Below are 17,200 nucleotides of genomic sequence, written 5' to 3' on the forward strand. Positions count from 1 at the left end.
TCATTCCGCTCCGGTTTCCGCCGCCGCGACCCGTCGCGTCTTGCACCGGGGCCATGGCAGCACCAGCGCAAAATGGCGCAGCATATCGCTTGCCAAAATGAACAGCACGATCAGGCTTTGCACGATGAAGATCACCGAGGCGGGCAGCCCGGCCTGCCGCTGCATGGCGTCTGCGCCCACCGACATGCCTGCATAGAGCAGCGCGGCGATGACCGCTCCGGCCGGGTGGAGCTTGCCGAGCAGCGCCGTGACGATGCCGATGAAGCCGGTGCCCTCCGAGAGCCCGTCGACCAGCCGGTGATGCACGCCGAGCACCTCCACCATGCCGGCCAGGGAGGCGAGCCCGCCGGCCAGGAAGGCCGCGATGAGTTGCCGGCTGCCGACATTGATGCCGCCATAGCGCGCCGCCTTGGAGTTGAGGCCGGTGACGACGAGCTCATAGCCGACGCGGCTGCGCAGGAGCAGCAGCCACACCGCCACCGCCGCGAACACGGCGATCAGTATGCCGGCGTGGGCGCGCGTGCCGTCGAGGATCATGGGCAGCCAGGTTTCCTGCGGCAGGCGTGGGCTGGCCGGCAGCTCGCCCTTGGCCCGCAGCGGGCCCGACACAAGATACTGCACAAGGAAGATCGCGATATAATTCATCATCAGCGAGGTGATGACTTCGTTGCCGCCGAACCGGCTCTTGAAGAAGCCGACGATGCCGGCCCACACCGCGCCGGTCAGCAACGCCACCAGGACGGCCAGCGGCAGGAAGACGGCGAAAGGCAGAGGCCCGAACAGGCCGCCCTCGACCGTCTGCAACGCAACCCACGTCGCGGTGGCTGCACCCATCAGCAGGCAGCCCTCGAAGCCGAGATAGGCAAATCCCGTGCGCCACGCGCAGATCGTGCCGAGCCCGATCAGGATCAGCGGCGCGGCCTTCACCAGCGTGAAGCCGAAACCGCGCCATGTGGCGAAGCCCGCCTCGAACAGCGCGCCATAGGCATGCAGCGGATTGGTCCCGAACGGCAGGAACAGCAGGCCGCCGATCACCAGCGCCAGCAGGACGGAAAGGCCGGTCGTCACCAGCACGGCGCAAAGCGAGTCCGCGGGAACCAACCGGCGCTCGATGAATCTGCTCATGACACGACCTCCAGCCGGGATCTGCGCGGCGCCGCGCCGGCCATCATCATGCCGATCGAGGCCAGCGACGCTTCCGCGGCGTCGATCACGCCCATGATGCGGCCCTCGTAGATGACGGCAATGCGGTCGGCGAGATTGAGGATTTCCTCCAGTTCCGCCGAAATCAGCAGGATCGCCTTGCCGGCGTCGCGCTGGGCGATGATCTCGCGCCATACGGATTCGATGGCGCCCACGTCCAGCCCGCGCGTCGGCTGCTCGATCACGATCGCGGCGGGATCGCGCATCACCTCGCGGCCGAGGATGACCTTCTGGAGGTTGCCGCCGGAGAGCTTGCCAGCCGTGTAGGCGGGATTGCGCGGGCGGATGTCGAAGCGCTCGATCAGTTCCGAGGCGAAGCCCGAGATGCGGTCCTCCTCCATCAGCCCCGCCCGGCCGGCGAAGGCCCGCTGGCGGCCGAGTATGGCGTTGCGCGCGATCGACAGGTCGGTCAGCGCCCCGACGTGGCGGCGGTCGGCCGGAACATAGGCGAGGCCTTGGCGATGATGCTCCGCCGGCGAGGCTCTGGTCAGGTCGGCATCGCCTAGCAGCACGCGTCCCCGGGCCACGGGCCGCAGGTTCATGATCGCCTCGGCAAGCTCCGACTGGCCGTTGCCGTCCACGCCGGCAAGGCCCAGGATCTCGCCTTCCCGCACGGTGAGATCGACGCCGTTGACCGCGCCGTGCCCGCGCCCGTCGGCGACGTGCAGCCCCTCGATGCGCAGCACGTCACTGCCTGCCGGGCGAGCCGACTTGCTGGCGCGCAGCGACACTTCGCGGCCGACCATCAGCCGCGCCAGTTCGTCCTGCGAGCTTTCGGCGGTCTTCACCGAGGCAACGACGCGCCCGTCCCGCATGATCGTCACGCGGTCGCTGATGGCCATGATCTCCTTCAGCTTGTGGGTGACGATGACGATGGAGCGGCCCTGCGCCGCCAGTTCGCGCAGCACGCAAAACAGCGCTTCCGTCTCCTGCGGCGTCAGCACCGCCGTCGGCTCGTCAAGGATGAGCAGGCGCGCATCGCGATAGAGCAGCTTGAGGATCTCGACGCGCTGCTGCACGCCGACCGGCAGGTGCTCGACCAGCTCGAAAGGATCGACCTGCAGGCCGTGCTGTCGCGACAATTCGGCAAGCCGGGCTGCGGCCGCCTTCAGATCGACCAGCGGTCCCTTGGCGCCTCCCTTGGTGCCGTCGAGGCCCATGACGACGTTCTCGACCACCGAGAAGCGCCGCACCAGCATGAATTCCTGATGGATCATGCCGATGCCGAGATCGATGGCGTCGCGCGTGTTGCGAATGGCGACGGGGCGCCCTTCGACCTCGATCTCGCCCGAATCCATGGCGTACTGGCCATAGATGATCTGCATCAGCGTGCTCTTGCCGGCACCGTTCTCGCCCAGCAGCGCATGGATTTCGCCACGCCCCACGTCGAAATCGACATGGTCGTTCGCCACCACGGACGGGAACCGCTTGACGATCCGCCGAGCGGTCAGGAATGGCGCCATTTCATCCTCCCTGCAACGGTGCCTTATTCCCCCAGTGGCTGCGGACAGCCGGCGAAAGCCCGGCTAGCATGCCGCCAGCCGGACCTCCAGCGCTATGGGACCAGCGTGGCGACGTCGATGCGACCTTCGCCGAGATCCTCCCAGATGGCCTGGAACTTCTTCCAGTTTTCGTCGGATACGAGCTTGGGATTGTGATCGCCCATGGCTCCGGCCCTGGGCACCCACATCTCCGTCACCTTGGGCTTCCACTCGGTGCCGCCCTCGAACGTGCCGGCCGCAACCGTTCCGGCCACTTCCTTGACCATCCAGGCCAGGTTCATGACGAAGCTGGTGGCCATCTTGTCGGGCGCCAGTTCGGTCTGGTCCGAATAGCAGCCGATGACGGCCGCGCCGCCCGCGACCGCGCCCTGTATGGCGCCGAGGCCGGTGACGTTGGCGCCATGCCAGATGACGTCGGCGCCGTTGGCGACCATCGTCTCGGCCGCCTCCTTGCCGCGCGCGGCGTTCTCGTAGTCGCCGGTGACGACGCCGAGGCCCTTCACCCCGGCGACGGTCTTTTCGGCGCCGGCGATGAAACACTTCATCATGCGCTGCTGGGTGGGGTTGTCGCCGCCGCCGACGAAGCCCACCGACTTGCCGCCCTCCGAGGCCAGCGCCGCCAGCGCCCCGGCGCCATAGGCGGCCGGGAAATAGGCAAGGTCGATGTAGCGCACGTTGGCCGGCACGTCGCCGTCCGGCTTGAAGGTCGAGGCGAAGAACTTCTGGTCGGGATAGTCGGGCGCGATCTCGATGAAGGCGCTGCCGAATTCGAAGCCGTGGCCGATGATGAGGTTGTAGCCGTCGTCGGCGTAGCCCTGCACCACCTGCGGGATCTTGGCCTGGGTGACGTTCTCGGCATAGGCGACCTCGAAGCCTCCGCCCTCGCCCAGCGCCCTCAGCCCCTCATAGGCAGGCTGGGCCCATCCCCCGTCGGTGATGGGCCCAGTCATGATCAGTGCGACGCGAACCGGTTCGGCGGCCATCGTCCTTCTTGCGAAGCCCGCCGTACCCAAGGACGCGGCGGATGCCGCCAAAGCGGTATGCTTCAGAAAATTCCTGCGTGTCAGCATGTTCGTACCCCTCTTTTCTTGGTTGTTGTTGCGGATTGCAGGCTCCCAAGCCGCCGTTCCGGTGCAGTTCCGGGCCGAAACCTGCGTGGTCCGGCCCGAAATTGCTTCATTCGGCTGCTATCCGGCGCGCCGTGCCAGCAGGTCTTCCTTGAGCCTCTTCAGGAAGGGGATGTCGTCGAGCTGGTCCTGCTGCACCACGTCCCAGGCCACGCCGGTCGGCTGCGGATAGGGCGAGCGGGTCTCGATGACCTCCTTCTCGGTGACGATCCAGTTCAGCGCCGAGTCATGCTTGAGCATGATGATGCGGTCGTCGTGGACCACCTGCGTGGAATGCACGGTGGTGACGATCGGCGTATCCGGCGTGACCTTGCCCAGTTCGCGGAAGATACCCAGCTCCAGGTCGGCGAACCCGCCGCCCTTGCCGGTGCGGCCGCCGTTGCGAGTGACGCCGACGCAGCCGACGATGACCACGTCCAGCGGCATCATGTCCTCGAACGCCACCGGCTCGCCGTGCTCGACCGCGCCCTGCGATGTGGCGGCCAGTTCGAACTGCACATTGTTTTTGGCCAACTTCTCCGGATCGAGCAGCACGAAGGGGAAGCCTTCCACCAGCTCCGGCACCGGCGTGTAGAGCAACTTGCCATCGTAAAGCGCGCGCAGGCGCGCCGGGATCTGGGGCGGATCGGGATTGCATTTCACCACCTTGGCCTTCTTCCAGAACGACAGTTCCGAAAGCCGCTTGGCCGCCTCGTCGGCGCCCACGAAATTGGGAATGCGGCTCCAGACCGGGCCGACATTGTGGTTGCCGCTTTCCAGCGCGCCCCAAACCTCCTCGCGCAATACGTCCTTGTCGCTGTTTCGGCCGGCCCATCGGCCGAGCTTCTCCGCTTCGCTCGCCTGCATGTGAATCTCCTGTTCCATCGCGTTCAATGCCGCGTCGGCGGCTTGATGTGTCTCTGCAGCGACGGGGAAAGAGTGACAGCCACGTCCGCATATCGAAAGTGGCATGTCCCGAAAGAAGTCTATATCGATTCGCTTATACTGCGGCTGCCGGCCGGCTGCCCAGCATGCGCGACACGCCGATGATCTGGCTGCGCAGCCAGCTGTTTTCCGGCGCCGCGTGGGCGCATTCGTGCCAAAGCAGATAGAACCGCATCTTGCCGAACTCGCCGGGCGCATCGACGGTGCGGATGGGCAGGAAGGCGGAATAATGCTGGGCGAAATGCCGGCTGCTGGTGAAAATCAGGTCCGAGGACAGCAGCACATAGGGAACGAGGTTGAACTCCGGCACCATGACGCGGATGTCGCGTTTCAGCCCGAGTTCGGCGAGCCGCCCGTCGATCGGCCCCGGATCGGCCGAGGACATCGGCACCGGCGCCAGATGTTCCGCCTCGAGATATGTCTCCATCGCGATCGCGGTCTCGGACGCCAGCGGATGCTGACCGCCCATCAGGCAGACGATGTCGTCGGCCATCAGGTGAACGGTCTTCAGGTTCTGCGGCGGGCTCGGCCAGTTGCCAATCACGGCATCCAGTTCACCCTTCTCCAGCGCGGCCGCGTAGTCGTAGCCCTGTTCGATCGAGCGGATCATCAGGCGCACGCCGGGCGCTGCCGAACGCACCTGCGCGATCAGCCGGGGCAGGAAGAACGCCTCCATGCAGTCGGCCGAGGCGATGTGGAAAGTGCCGGTCGCCTCCGCCGGATCAAAGGCCTTGGCCCGGCTGACGACCTGCTCGATGCCGGCAAGCGCGGTGCGGATCGGCTCGACCATGCTGCGGGCCCGGTCGGTCGGCACCAGCTTGGAGCCGCTGCGCACCAGAAGCGGATCGTCCACCAGCTCGCGCAGGCGCTTGAGCACGAGGCTGACATAGGGCTGCGACTGGTTGAGGATCTCGGCGGCGCGGGTGACGCTGCGCTCCTCGATCAGCGTCAGCAAAATGCGCAATTGCCGCGTATCGATCTGCTTGTCTTCGGACTTCAGCACGCCGGTTCCCTGTACGAAAGCCGGCAACATGTCACCGGCCCCGGTCCAAGGCAATGTGAAGTTCGGGCCTCGCCGCGCTTCGGCGCGGCGTGGAAGCTCAGGCCCTGCCGGCCTGTTGCGCGTGCCCGGCTCCGCCATCGGTGGGCGCAACCGTGCGCGGCTTGGCGCCGGCGGCTTCCTCGCACAGCTCTATGTGCCTGGCCAGCGCCTGGTTCGACAGCGCGGCGCTGATGGTGGTGATATCGCGGCCCTGGAACCTGGGCATCTGCTGGACCTCCTTGAGCCTTTCCAGAAGTGCGAGTCGGGTCATGATATCCCTCCTTTGACGGGGTTGTTGTCTGTTTGGGCGGAGCCTTGGCCTGCGCGGCGCAAGGCGGGCCGGATCTGGATCTGTTCGGAATGCTGATCGTTGCTGGCGTTACCTGTCGGATTCAAGGCGGCCCTCAGGCCGCCTTCTTCTTCTTGACCGCGTCGAAGGGGATTTCGATGTCCACGGCGAGAGTGGAGACCTGGGCACCGCGTTCCATCTTGACACTGACCTTTTCGTCGTCGACCTGCATGTGCTTGGAGATCACGCGCATGATCTCGTCGCGCAGCTTGCTGACGAGTTCGGAATCGCCCGAGGAAGCGCGCTCATGCGCCAGAAGCACCTGCAGGCGCTCGCGCGCGGCGGGAGCCGACTGCGGGCGGGAAAAGAGCTGGAAGAACTTCATGCCGCTTTCCTTCCGAAGATCTTGCCGAAGAAGCCGCGCTTCTCGCCCGGAACGGCGACCGGCAGTTCCTCGCCCTTGAGCCGTCGCGCCGCGTCGAAATAAGCCATCGCCGGCGCGCTGCGGCCGTCCGCGAGCGTAACCGGGGCGCCGACGTTGGAGGCGCGCAGTACGTCCATGCTTTCGGGGATGATGCCGAGCAACGGGATCGACAGGATTTCGAGGACGTCGTCCACCTTCAGCATGTCGCCGCGCTGGGCGCGGGCCGGATCGTAGCGGGTCAGCAGCAGGTGCTTTTCCATGCGCTCGCCGCTCTCGGCCTTCGCGGTCTTGGAGTCCAGCAGGCCGATGATGCGGTCGGAATCGCGCACAGAGGAGACTTCCGGGTTGGTCACGACGATGGCCACGTCGGCATGGCGCATGGCAAGCGTGGCGCCGCGCTCGATGCCGGCCGGGCTGTCGCAGATGACCCAGTCGAAGGCTTTTTTCAGCGCGGTGATGACCTTCTCTACGCCTTCGGGCGTGAGGTTGTCCTTGTCGCGCGTCTGCGAGGCGGGCAGTAGATAGAGCGTCTCCACCCGCTTGTCGCGGATCAGCGCCTGCGTCAGCTTGGCTTCGCCCTGGATGACGTTGACGAGGTCGTAGACCACGCGCCTTTCCGCGCCCATGACCAGGTCGAGATTGCGCAGGCCGACGTCGAAATCCACGACCGCCACCTTCTCGCCGCCTTGCGCGAGGGCGGCGCCCAGCGCGGCGGAAGAAGTGGTCTTGCCGACGCCGCCCTTGCCCGATGTGACTACGACTACCTTGCCCATTGACCTCTCCTGTTTATAGCCACGCCTTCGGCTCAGCCGAGCATCGCCGCCTTGATCGCTTCGCCTTCGAGCCACACCTGGACCGCCCTGCCGCGCAGATCGGGCTCCATGTCCTCGGCGGTCTTGTAGAAGCCGTCGATGGCGATCAGCTCGGCCTCCAGCCTGCGGCAGAAGATGCGCGCGGAAGCGTTGCCGGTCGTTCCGGCCATGGCCCGTCCCCGCAGCGTGCCGTAGACGTGGATCGATCCGCCGGCGACGATTTCCGCACCGGAAGCCACCGAGCCGACGATGGTCACGTCGCCTTCGGGGAAGAACAGCGACTGGCCCGAGCGCACCGGCTGGGTGACGACGAGCGAGGGTATGGTCTTGGCCGGCTGCGGATCGGCCGACACGGCGCTATGGACGACCTCGGTCCGATCGTCCTCGTCCGCCTCGGGCGCTTCGAAATCCGACGCCGGCCGCCCGTCGGCCATGGCAGGCGGCAGGTCGGCGCCGAGAAGCGAGGGACGCGCGCCTTCGATGCCCATGATGCGCACGTTGCGCCGTCCGAGCTGGTCGACAAGTTCGCGAAGCTGCGAGCGGTCGATATCCAGTCCATCGATGTCGAGCACCACCGGTCGCCGCAGGAAGAAACCGGCGGAACGGGCGGCGAGATCGTCGAGCCGCACCAGCCAGTCCTCGAAGGGGAGTTCCGGGGTCAAGGCAAGCGCAAGGAAGGATCGACCCTTGAGGCGGATCGGCCGGGGCTGGGTTAACACGTCGTTCATCTTGGTAAATTTTCGGTTGCTTCTGTGTATCGAGAAAATGGTTAACAAAAGGTAAATTTTTTGCGGCGCGCCGACGAGAAAGCACGCACCGGCAATCGGCTCAATTTCAAGAAATTGTATTTATATCAATCAGTTAAATGAAAATACAACGAGTGCGTGCCGGAAACGCGCGGCTTCGATGTGTCCCGAAATGGTCCAGGCGCCCTGCTGGATTCGCGGCGCGAATCTCGCCCGGCCGATCGGATCCGATGCTGTTGCCTCGATTCGCCAGATTCGCGGTACAGAGGCGGGAGCGGCCCCGTTCAGACAGAACCGCCGCACGACCCATTTATCTGTTTTGACGCGTTTGCGGCCGCAAAGCGTTTCGCGCCAAGATCGCTAAACGCCCAGCGCGATTTCGCGGCCGGCGGCCTGCAGAATGCCCCAGACATGGTCGGCGAAGGAACGCCAGACCTCGATGCGGAAGCTGTCCTGCGCCTCACGCAGCAGCACGATCTGTGCCTTGTCGAAAATGGTGCGGCAGCCCGTGCCGACGGGCATCGCCTCGATGTCGAAAGCGATGGCCGAGCGCAAGGCAGGCAGTGCCGCGGCGCCCTCCACCACGATGCCGACTTCGCGATGGCCGACATCGACGAGACTGTGAACAGCCGTCGCATAAAGCCCGGCAAAAGCATGCTCCACCGCCTCCTGCTCGGCCAGAGGCGCGGTGAGATACCATTCGTCCGGACCGAGGCAGACGGCGAGCCTGCCCCCCGAGACAGCGACGTCGCCGATTCGCCCGGGCAGAGCGAGGCCAAAAGATTTCGACGCTTCGGCAAGATGCGCCGGATCAAGCCGCAGGCTGAAGCGAGCGCAGTCGGCAGCGGCGCGGATGGCGAGCGGACCGGCCTCGCGCATGGCGATTTCCCGACCCTTCAGCGGATGATGTTCATGCAGCATGGTAGATTCCTATGCGCTCAGACGCTTGTTGTCGGGATCGTAGAACACCGTGCCAGTGATGCTGGCGGCCAGCGTGCGCCCGGGCATCGGGATATGTACAGTCTCGCCCTCGCGGGCCCGCCCGCCCTCGACCACGGCAAGCGCGATCGAGCGGCCGAGCGTCGCGCTCCAGTAGGACGAGGTGACGTGGCCGACCATCTTCATCGGCAAGGTCTGGTTGGGGTCGAGCACGATCTGGGCGCCCTCCTCCAGCACGGTCTTCGGGTCTGAAGTCAGCAGGCCCACGAGTTGCTTGCGGTCTTCCTTCAGCATGTCCGGCCGGGTCAGCGAGCGCTTGCCGACGAAGTCGGGCTTGGCCTTGCCGATGGCCCAGCCGAGAGCGGCATCGTCCGGCGTCAGCGTGCCGTCGGTATCCTGACCGACGATGATGTAGCCCTTCTCCGCGCGCAGCACGTGCATGGTTTCCGTGCCGTAGGGCGTGATGCCGAACTGCTGCCCGGCCTCATGGAGCTTTTCCCACACCGCGCGGCCATAGCGCGCCGGCACGTTGACCTCATAGCCGCGCTCGCCGGTGAAGCTCATGCGGAACAGCCGCGTCGGCACGCCGCAGATGCGCCCTTCGGCAACCGACATATGCGGGAACGCCTCTTCCGAGAGGTCGATGCCCTCCACCAGCGGTTCCAGCAGCTTGCGTGCATTCGGCCCCTGCAGGGCAATCACCGCCCACTGCTCGGTGGTTGAGGTGAGCCACACCTTGAGGTCCGGCCATTCGGTCTGGAGATAGTCCTCCATAATGGCCAGCACCCGCGCAGCACCCCCGGTCGTGGTGGTGACGTGGAAACGGTCGCTGGTCATGCGGCCGATCACGCCGTCGTCGCGGATGAAACCGTCCTCGCCCAGCAGCACGCCATAGCGGCAGCGGCCGGGCGCCAGCTTGGACCATGCGTTTGTGTACATGCGGTTGAGGAACTCGGCCGCATCCGGCCCGACGATCTCGATCTTGCCCAAGGTCGAGGCATCGAACATGCCGAGCGATTCCCGCACCGCCTTGCATTCGCGCGCGACAGCCGCGTGCATGTCCTCGCCCGGCTTCGGGAAATACCAGGCGCGCCGCCACAGCGACACGGGCTCGTAGACGGCTCCGTTTTCCTCGGCCCATGCATCGATCGGCGTCTTGCGCGTCACCTCGAACAATTCGCCGCGATTGTATCCGGCGAAGGCGCCGAAGGTCGTCGGCGTGTAGGGCGGGCGGAAGGTGGTGAGCCCCACCGCCGGCGCCGGGCGCTTCACTGCATCGGAGGCGATGGCGAGACCATTGATGTTGGAGGTCTTGCCCTGATCGGTCGCCATGCCGGTGGTGGTGTAGCGCTTGATGTGCTCGATGGACTTGAAGCCTTCGCGCACGGCGAGCCGGATGTCCTTGGCGGTGACGTCGTTCTGGAAATCGACGAAGGCCTTGGCCTTGGAAGCGTTACGGTCGGTCGGCAGTTCGCGGTTGCTGACCCCTGTCAGCGGCACTTCGCCGTCGACTTTGTAGACTGCTGCCTTTGCCTTGAAGCCCGCATCAGCGGCAGCGCCAGCACCCGCCGCGGCCCCCTCGCCAAGGGCCGTCGCAAGGCCGAAGCCGCCATTGCCGGCGCCGGCGCAGCGGCTTTCCTCCGTGCGCTCGCCCGGCAGGAACATCTGGCCGTCCTCGTTCCAGTCGAGCTTGCCCCTGGTGTGCGAGAACAGGTGCACGCTCGGCGTCCAGCCGCCGCTCATCAGGAGCGCGTCGCAGGCAATCGTGCGGGCCGGACCGACCACGCCGCCACGGCTGACCGGGTTGACGCGCAGCGAGGCAATACGCAGCCGGCCGCTGGTGCCGGTAACGGTCCAGCCGCTCAGCACCTCGATCCCCAGAGCCGCAGCGCGCTGCTTCAGGTGGCTGGCGACCTCGGGCCGGATATCGACGATGGCCGCGACTTTCGCGCCGGCCTCGGCGAGATCGAAGGCGGCGAGCCAGGCGCTGTCATGCGAAGTCACCACCGCAGGGCGGTTCCCGACCTTGACGCCGTAGCGGTTGAGATAGCTGCGCGCGGCACCGGCCAGCATCACGCCGGGGCGGTCGTTGCCGTCGAACACGAGCGGTTTTTCGATCGCCCCTTGCGCCAACACGACCTGTCTTGCACGCACCTTCCACAAGCGCTCGCGCGGCGCGCCCTGCGGCGGGCTGGCGAGGTGGTCGGTCAGCCGCTGGCAGAGGCCGAGGAGGTTCTGGTGATAGTAGCCGATGGCCGTGGTACGGGTCAGAACGGTGACGTTCGCCATCGCAGCCAGTTCGGCGGTGGCCGCCTTCAGCCAGTCCCTGCCGGAGCGACCGTCGATGCCGGCGTCCGTTTCCGACAGCAGCGAGCCGCCAAGTTCGGCCTGCTCGTCGCAGACAATGACCTTGGCGCCGCTGCGACCGGCTTCCAGGGCAGCGGCAAGGCCCGCAGGTCCGGCGCCGACGACGAGCACGTCGCAATGCGCGAAACGGCTGGCATAGGTGTCCGGATCGGGCACCGCCGGCGACTTGCCGAGACCGGCGGCGCCACGGATGAAAGGCTCGTAGACCTTGTTCCAAAAGCTCTTCGGCCACATGAAGGTCTTGTAGTAGAAGCCGGCCGAGAACAGCATGTAGAGCGTGTCGTTGATCGCGCCGATGTCGCGCTTTAGCGACGGCCAGTGGTTCTGGCTGGTGGTGTTCAAGCCGTCGAAGACCTCGAGCACCGTCGCCCGCGTGTTGGGCTCGAAGCGGCCGGGGCCACGGCTGGTGCCGACCAGCGCGTTCGGCTCCTCCGACCCGGCCGACAGAATGCCGCGCGGACGATGATACTTGAACGAGCGGCCGACCAGATGCACGCCGTTGGCGAGCAGCGCGGAGGCCAGCGTGTCGCCCTGATAGCCGCCATAACTGTCGCCGTTGAAGGTGAAACGCACCGGCTTGTTGTGGCCGATGCGGCCTTTGCCGGGAATGCGGTAGCTGGTCATGACCGTGCTTCCTCGAGTTCGGTCTCGCTCGGGCGGGGCAGCCCGGCCTTGTAGGTCATCGCGAATTTGTCGCTGACGGTGTCGCGCACGGCATTGAAGAACCGGCCGCAGCCATGCTGGTGCCGCCAGCGCTCGAAATGGGTGCCGCGCGGGTTGGAGCGGATGAACAGAAAATCCTTCCACTCGTCGTCCGTCAGCTTCGACGGGTCGGCGGGGCGTGCGATATGCGCCTCGCCGGCATAGGTGAATTCGAGTTCCGGACGCTCGGCCTCGCAATAGGGGCAGCGGATGAGCAGCATCTTTCGGTCTCCCTCAGAGCATGATCCCGAAAAGTGGGAACCGGTTTTCGGACAAGATCATGCTCAAACAGAATCAGTGCGCGACGGCGGCGGCCGCCGCCTCGTCGATCAGCCGGCCGGTGGTGAAGCGCTCCAGCGTGAAGGGCGCGTTGATCGGATGCGGCTCGTCGCGGGCGATGGTGTGGGCAAAGACATGGGCTGAACCCGGCGTCGCCTTGAAGCCGCCCGTGCCCCAGCCGCAATTGACGTAGAGACCCGGCACCGGCGTCTTGCCGATGATCGGCGAGCGGTCGGGCGTGACATCGACGATGCCGCCCCATTTGCGCAGCATGCGCATGCGGGTGAAGATCGGGAACACCTCGCAGATCGCCGCCACCGTGTGCTCGATCAACGGCAGGCCGCCGCGCTGGCTGTAGGAAACATACTGGTCGGTGCCCGAGCCGATCACCAGCTCGCCCTTGTCGGACTGCGAGATATAGGCATGCACCGTGTTGGACATGACCACGCAGGGGAACACCGGCTTGACCGGCTCCGACACCAGCGCCTGCAACGGGTAGCTTTCCAGCGGCAGCCGCACGCCTGCCGTGTCCATCACGACGGAAGTGTTGCCGGCCGCAGACACCGCGACCTTCTTGGCCTTGATGAAGCCCTTTGCCGTCTCGACGCCCATCACCTTGCCCGACGCATCGCGGCGGATCGCCGTCACCGGGCAGTTCTGGATGATGTCGACGCCGCGGGCGGCGGCTCCGCGCGCATAGCCCCAGGCCACCGCATCGTGGCGGGCGACGCCGCCGCGCCGCTGCAGGGCCGCGCCCATCACGGGATAGCGGGCGTTGGCCGCAATGTTGAGCGGCGGACAGTATTCCTTGGCCTGCTCGGGCGTCAGCCACTCGTTGTCGATGCCGTTCAGCCGGTTCGAATGGATGTGGCGCTTGAAGCTCTGCACGTCGTGCACATTATGCGCCAGCATCATCACCCCGCGCTGCGAGAACATGACGTTGTAGTTCAGCTCCTGGCTCAAGCCCTCCCACAGCTTCATCGCATGCTCGTAGAGCATGGCGCTTTCGTCATAGAGGTAATTGGAGCGGATGATGGTGGTGTTGCGGCCGGTGTTACCGCCGCCGAGCCAGCCCTTGTCGATGATGGCGACATTGGTGATGCCGTGCTGGCTGGCGAGATAGTAGGCCGCGCCCAGTCCATGCCCTCCGGCGCCGACGATGACGACGTCATATTCGGCCTTGGGCTCGGCATCGGGCCATTGCGGCTGCCAGTTCTTGTTGCCGGTCAAGGCATTGGTGAGCAGCGACGAAAACGAAAAGCGGGTCACGCATTTGCCTCCCACAAAACCAGCGTGACGGGATTGTGCGTCGCGGCGCTCGTCTTGGACAGAATGGATGCGTCGATGTAATGTTATCTCTGCGACACATCTTTTCGGGAACCAGCGACATGGCCGACGTTCTGAAATCTGCGCGGACAGCCGTCCAGAAACCCAGGCTGAACGTCGGCTTCGTCCTGGCGCGGCGCTTCACCCTGTGCGCCTTCGCCAATTTCGTGGACGTGCTGCGGCTCTCGGCCGACGAAGGCGACCGTAGTCGCCCCATCTCCTGCGGCTGGCGCGTGCTGTCGGCGACGATGGAGCCGATCACCTCCAGTTCGGGCGTATCGGTGCAGCCGGAGGAGCGGTTGGGTGACCCCGCGCGATTCGACTACATCGTGGTGGTCGGCGGCCTGATCGGCGAAATCGAGAACCTGCATCCGGACTACGTGCGCTTCCTGCATCGCGCCGCCGCGCTCGGCGTGCCGCTGGTCGGCGTCTGCACCGGCGCGTTCATCCTGCACCGCGCCGGGCTGATGAACGGCTATCGCTGCTGCGTGAGCTGGTTCCATCGTGACGACTTCCTGGAACGTTTCGAGGGGATGGAGCCGGTGGCGGACCAGATCTTCGTCGTCGATCGCGACCGCCTGACCTGTTCGGGCGGTGTGAGTTCGGCGCATCTGGCCGCCTTCCTGGTGGACCGGCATGTCGGTCAGGCGCGGGCGCAGAAGAGCCTGCACATCATGATCATCGACGAGGCCGAGACGGCGGAGACCCCGCAGCCGGGCATTCCGCTGGACCTGCGCAGCGAAGACACGCTGGTGAAGCGCGCGCTCCTCACCATGCAGCAGCACATCGACACGCCGCTCGCCATCGAGGAGGTCGCCGGGCGCATAGGCACCAACCGGCGCCGACTGGAACGGCGCTTTCAGACGCGGGTGGGCCATACGCCCACGGAGGCCTACAAGCTGATCCGGCTGCGGCACGCGGAATATCTGCTGGACCATTCCGACAAGCCGGTCGCGACGATCGCCGTGGAGAGCGGCTATTGCGATTCCTCGCACTTCATCCGCGCCTTCCGCGAAAGCCGCGGCATGACGCCCGTGGCCTACCGCGCCAAAGGCCGGCCGATCGCTGAACGCCAGGCCTCCGGCTGACTGCCGGACGGCATGCCGCCTGCCTGCGGCACGATTACAAACCCTAATTGGCTGATATCGACTTCTAATTTCCAGCGCCTGGACCGGTTTCCTATAGTCCGTATCGAAACCCAGGCACCCGGCCCGATGCGGAGGAAATCATGAACGTCTATGCCAAAGGCATGCCCAACGAATTGTTGCGGCTGCAGAACATGCACAATGGCGAGAAGGCCGTCCCGACCTTCAGCCCCGCCGAGATGAGCCGCCGCCAGGACGGGTTGCGGAAGATCCTGGCCGAGCTGAAGCTCGACGGCGCCATCCTCACGTCCTACCACAACATCTGCTATTTCTCGGATTTCCTGTACTGCTATTTCGGGCGCCGTTACGCTTTCGTGGTCACGGCCGACAAGGCCGTATCGGTTTCGGCCGGCATCGACGCGGGTCAGCCCTGGCGCCGCACCTTCGGCGACAACATCACCTACACCGACTGGCAGCGCGACAACTATTTCCATGCGTTGCAACAGCAATTGCCGGGCGCAAAGCGCCTCGGCATCGAGTTCGACCATGTCAATCTCGACCTGCGCAGGCTCCTGCAGGACGCTTTCCCGGAGGTGGAGTTCGTCGACATCGGCGCCCCCACCATGTGGCTGCGCACCATCAAGTCGGCCGAGGAGATCGCGTTGATCAAGGAAGGCGCACGCACTGCCGATCTCGGCGGCGAAGCGATCCGCGACGCCATCCGCGAGAATGTCCCCGAATACGAGGTCGCCCTGGCCGGCACACAGGCCATGGTGCGGCACATCGCCAGGACGTTTCCGCATGCCGAACTGATGGATACCTGGGTGTGGTTCCAGTCCGGCATCAATACGGATGGCGCCCACAATCCCGTGACCTCACGCAAGGTGCAGAAGGGCGACATTCTTTCGCTGAACTGCTTCCCGATGATCTCCGGTTACTACACCGCGCTGGAACGCACGCTTTTCCTCGACCATGCCAGCGACGAGCACCTGCGCATCTGGGAGATCAACTGCAAGGTGCACCGCCGTGGCCTCGAACTGCTCAGGCCAGGCGCGCGCTGCGGCGACGTGGCGACCGAACTGAACGACATCTACCGGAGCCACAATTTGCTGGGCTACCGCTCGTTCGGCTACGGACATTCCTTCGGCGTGCTGTCGCACTATTACGGCCGCGAGGCCGGCGTGGAACTGCGCGAGGACATCAACACCGTGCTCCAGCCCGGCATGGTGGTCTCGATGGAGCCGATGGTCACGCTGCCGGAAGGCATGCCGGGGGCCGGCGGCTATCGCGAGCACGACATCCTGGTCATCACCGAAGCCGGCGCGGAGAACATCACAAAATTCCCCTTCGGCCCGGAACACAACATCATCAAGGCCTGAAGGCCGACCTGACTTGCCGGCGGGCCTTGGCGAAAGCCGGGGCCCGCTTGCATTTGTCCGGCAATGGGTGATCTTATCAGCGCGGATGCGCTCATGTTCCAGAGGATGCCGATGCGCAGCATTCCCACCGACCTTCTTCGCGCCTTCGTCACCATCATCGATCTGCGCGGCTATACGCGGGCCGGCGAGCAGCTCGGCCGCACGCAGCCGGCCATCAGCCTGCAGATGAAGAAGCTGCAGGACCTTCTCGGCGTCTCGCTGTTCGCCAAGGAGGGCGGCGCGCAACTGACCGAGCGAGGCGAACTGGTCGCGGGCTATGCGCGCCAGATCCTGGCTCTCAACGACGAGATGATGCTTAAGCTGTCCAGCCGCGAAAGCACGGGCAAGCTGAGGCTCGGCATACCGAACGACTATGCCGATCATTTCCTGCCCAAGTTGATGGCAAGCTTTGCACGCAACGGTGCGGACATTACCTTCGACGTCGTCTGCGACATCTCGCACAACCTCCTGGAAGGCCTGCGCAAGGGCCAGTACGACATCGTCGTGGCGATGACCCCCGACGGTCCCTCGGAAGGCGCCTTCATGACCTGGAAGGAACCGCTGGCCTGGGTCGGCGCCGCGGAGCAGGCGAGCAGGCCCGCAGATGCGGGCAAGCAGTTGCGGATCGTGTGCTATCCGGAAGGCTGCCTCTACCGCCGCAACATGCTGACGGCGCTGCAGCGCGACGGGCGCAACTTCGAGATCGTCTATACGAGCCCGAGCCTGTCCGGACTGGAAGCGGCTGTCGGGGCCGGGTTCGGCATGACGGTGCTCGCGCGTCGCATCATCCCGGCCGCGTTGCGCATCGTCGAGCCGTCGAGCCACCTGCCCCGGCTGGCCGATGTGGTGGTCGGCATTTATGTCGGCCCGGATCGCAAGCGCTCGGCGGTCGCGCGCAGCTTTGCGGCGCTCTTTGCCGACATGTTCGTGGCCGGCCAGGGCGATAGCGCCAAGGCCGGCTAGGCGGCGCGGCCAATTCTCTGCGTGGTTCGGAATTCCCGATTGGCGGAACCGG

General features: G+C 65.6%; 16 protein-coding genes. 3 read left to right on the top strand and 13 right to left on the bottom strand.

Features of this window, described 5'->3' with window-relative positions; genetic code table 11:
- The 13 genes from QU595_RS23790 to QU595_RS23850 all read right to left on the bottom strand — a co-directional run bounded on the left by QU595_RS23790 (position 1) and on the right by QU595_RS23850 (position 13,625).
- Positions 1-1,125, bottom strand: a complete 1,125-nt coding sequence (locus QU595_RS23790; RefSeq protein ID WP_315926635.1) for an ABC transporter permease — start codon at positions 1,123-1,125, stop codon at positions 1-3.
- Entirely contained in the window at positions 1,122-2,666 is a 1,545-nt protein-coding gene (locus QU595_RS23795; protein WP_315926637.1) for an ABC transporter ATP-binding protein, read from the bottom strand. The genes QU595_RS23790 and QU595_RS23795 overlap by 4 nt, the downstream gene beginning before the upstream one ends.
- A 92-nt stretch (positions 2,667-2,758) precedes the next feature.
- The gene (locus QU595_RS23800; protein WP_315926639.1) at positions 2,759-3,688 is read right to left on the bottom strand and encodes a BMP family protein; all 930 of its coding nucleotides are present in this window, start codon (positions 3,686-3,688) and stop codon (positions 2,759-2,761) included.
- 204 nt (positions 3,689-3,892) lie between these two features.
- Positions 3,893-4,678 (bottom strand): 5-formyltetrahydrofolate cyclo-ligase, encoded by a 786-nt coding sequence (locus QU595_RS23805; RefSeq protein ID WP_315926641.1) that lies wholly within the window; start codon positions 4,676-4,678, stop codon positions 3,893-3,895.
- A 133-nt stretch (positions 4,679-4,811) separates the two neighbouring features.
- Positions 4,812-5,789, bottom strand: a complete 978-nt coding sequence (locus tag QU595_RS23810; protein WP_315926643.1) for a LysR family transcriptional regulator — start codon at positions 5,787-5,789, stop codon at positions 4,812-4,814.
- A 67-nt stretch (positions 5,790-5,856) separates the two neighbouring features.
- A complete protein-coding gene (locus QU595_RS23815; RefSeq protein ID WP_315926645.1) occupies positions 5,857-6,069 on the bottom strand; it encodes a hypothetical protein in 213 nt (70 codons plus the stop codon).
- A gap of 133 nt (positions 6,070-6,202) precedes the next feature.
- Positions 6,203-6,472 carry a cell division topological specificity factor MinE gene (gene minE / locus QU595_RS23820; protein ID WP_315926647.1) on the bottom strand — a complete coding sequence of 90 codons (270 nt, stop codon included), beginning with the start codon at positions 6,470-6,472 and terminating at the stop codon, positions 6,203-6,205.
- Positions 6,469-7,284: a septum site-determining protein MinD gene (minD, locus tag QU595_RS23825; RefSeq protein ID WP_315926649.1), complete on the bottom strand. Its 816-nt coding sequence runs from the start codon at positions 7,282-7,284 to the stop codon at positions 6,469-6,471. Before minD ends, minE begins: the two co-directional genes overlap by 4 nt.
- Before the next feature lie 32 nt (positions 7,285-7,316).
- Complete coding sequence (gene minC / locus QU595_RS23830; protein ID WP_315926651.1) at positions 7,317-8,051, bottom strand: septum site-determining protein MinC; 735 nt, start codon at positions 8,049-8,051, stop codon at positions 7,317-7,319.
- Positions 8,052-8,429: 378 nt separating this feature from the next.
- The gene (locus QU595_RS23835) at positions 8,430-8,990 is read right to left on the bottom strand and encodes a sarcosine oxidase subunit gamma (RefSeq protein ID WP_315926653.1); all 561 of its coding nucleotides are present in this window, start codon (positions 8,988-8,990) and stop codon (positions 8,430-8,432) included.
- Positions 8,991-8,999: 9 nt separating this feature from the next.
- A complete protein-coding gene (locus QU595_RS23840; RefSeq protein WP_315926655.1) occupies positions 9,000-11,999 on the bottom strand; it encodes a sarcosine oxidase subunit alpha in 3,000 nt (999 codons plus the stop codon).
- Positions 11,996-12,298 (bottom strand): sarcosine oxidase subunit delta, encoded by a 303-nt coding sequence (locus QU595_RS23845; protein WP_315926657.1) that lies wholly within the window; start codon positions 12,296-12,298, stop codon positions 11,996-11,998. Before QU595_RS23845 ends, QU595_RS23840 begins: the two co-directional genes overlap by 4 nt.
- Positions 12,299-12,371: 73 nt before the next feature.
- Complete coding sequence (locus QU595_RS23850) at positions 12,372-13,625, bottom strand: sarcosine oxidase subunit beta family protein (RefSeq protein ID WP_315926659.1); 1,254 nt, start codon at positions 13,623-13,625, stop codon at positions 12,372-12,374.
- Between the two features lie 119 nt (positions 13,626-13,744).
- Here QU595_RS23850 and QU595_RS23855 point away from each other — a divergent pair, with 119 nt between their 5' ends.
- From QU595_RS23855 to QU595_RS23865, 3 genes are all read left to right on the top strand, one after another.
- Entirely contained in the window at positions 13,745-14,770 is a 1,026-nt protein-coding gene (locus QU595_RS23855) for a GlxA family transcriptional regulator (protein ID WP_315926661.1), read from the top strand.
- A 161-nt stretch (positions 14,771-14,931) separates the two neighbouring features.
- Complete coding sequence (locus QU595_RS23860; RefSeq protein WP_315926907.1) at positions 14,932-16,146, top strand: M24 family metallopeptidase; 1,215 nt, start codon at positions 14,932-14,934, stop codon at positions 16,144-16,146.
- 93 nt (positions 16,147-16,239) lie between these two features.
- The gene (locus QU595_RS23865) at positions 16,240-17,148 is read left to right on the top strand and encodes a LysR family transcriptional regulator (protein WP_315926663.1); all 909 of its coding nucleotides are present in this window, start codon (positions 16,240-16,242) and stop codon (positions 17,146-17,148) included.
- The last annotated feature ends 52 nt before the right edge of the window (positions 17,149-17,200 follow it).

Origin of the sequence: Mesorhizobium sp. SP-1A (assembly GCF_032460275.1) — a bacterium.
GTDB lineage: Bacteria > Pseudomonadota > Alphaproteobacteria > Rhizobiales > Rhizobiaceae > Mesorhizobium.

What these genes read in the sequence shown, in the direction of transcription:
- QU595_RS23855 (WP_315926661.1), top strand. Translation starts at nt 13,745, where the DNA reads ATGGCCGACGTTCTGAAATCTGCGCGGACAGCCGTCCAGAAACCCAGG.
- QU595_RS23835 (WP_315926653.1), bottom strand. Translation starts at nt 8,990, where the DNA reads ATGCTGCATGAACATCATCCGCTGAAGGGTCGGGAAATCGCCATGCGC.
- QU595_RS23800 (WP_315926639.1), bottom strand. Translation starts at nt 3,688, where the DNA reads ATGGCCGCCGAACCGGTTCGCGTCGCACTGATCATGACTGGGCCCATC.
- QU595_RS23815 (WP_315926645.1), bottom strand. Translation starts at nt 6,069, where the DNA reads ATGACCCGACTCGCACTTCTGGAAAGGCTCAAGGAGGTCCAGCAGATG.
- QU595_RS23810 (WP_315926643.1), bottom strand. Translation starts at nt 5,789, where the DNA reads ATGTTGCCGGCTTTCGTACAGGGAACCGGCGTGCTGAAGTCCGAAGAC.
- QU595_RS23795 (WP_315926637.1), bottom strand. Translation starts at nt 2,666, where the DNA reads ATGGCGCCATTCCTGACCGCTCGGCGGATCGTCAAGCGGTTCCCGTCC.
- minC (WP_315926651.1), bottom strand. Translation starts at nt 8,051, where the DNA reads ATGAACGACGTGTTAACCCAGCCCCGGCCGATCCGCCTCAAGGGTCGA.
- QU595_RS23865 (WP_315926663.1), top strand. Translation starts at nt 16,240, where the DNA reads ATGTTCCAGAGGATGCCGATGCGCAGCATTCCCACCGACCTTCTTCGC.
- QU595_RS23845 (WP_315926657.1), bottom strand. Translation starts at nt 12,298, where the DNA reads ATGCTGCTCATCCGCTGCCCCTATTGCGAGGCCGAGCGTCCGGAACTC.
- QU595_RS23790 (WP_315926635.1), bottom strand. Translation starts at nt 1,125, where the DNA reads ATGAGCAGATTCATCGAGCGCCGGTTGGTTCCCGCGGACTCGCTTTGC.
- QU595_RS23840 (WP_315926655.1), bottom strand. Translation starts at nt 11,999, where the DNA reads ATGACCAGCTACCGCATTCCCGGCAAAGGCCGCATCGGCCACAACAAG.
- minE (WP_315926647.1), bottom strand. Translation starts at nt 6,472, where the DNA reads ATGAAGTTCTTCCAGCTCTTTTCCCGCCCGCAGTCGGCTCCCGCCGCG.
- QU595_RS23805 (WP_315926641.1), bottom strand. Translation starts at nt 4,678, where the DNA reads ATGCAGGCGAGCGAAGCGGAGAAGCTCGGCCGATGGGCCGGCCGAAAC.
- minD (WP_315926649.1), bottom strand. Translation starts at nt 7,284, where the DNA reads ATGGGCAAGGTAGTCGTAGTCACATCGGGCAAGGGCGGCGTCGGCAAG.
- QU595_RS23860 (WP_315926907.1), top strand. Translation starts at nt 14,932, where the DNA reads ATGCCCAACGAATTGTTGCGGCTGCAGAACATGCACAATGGCGAGAAG.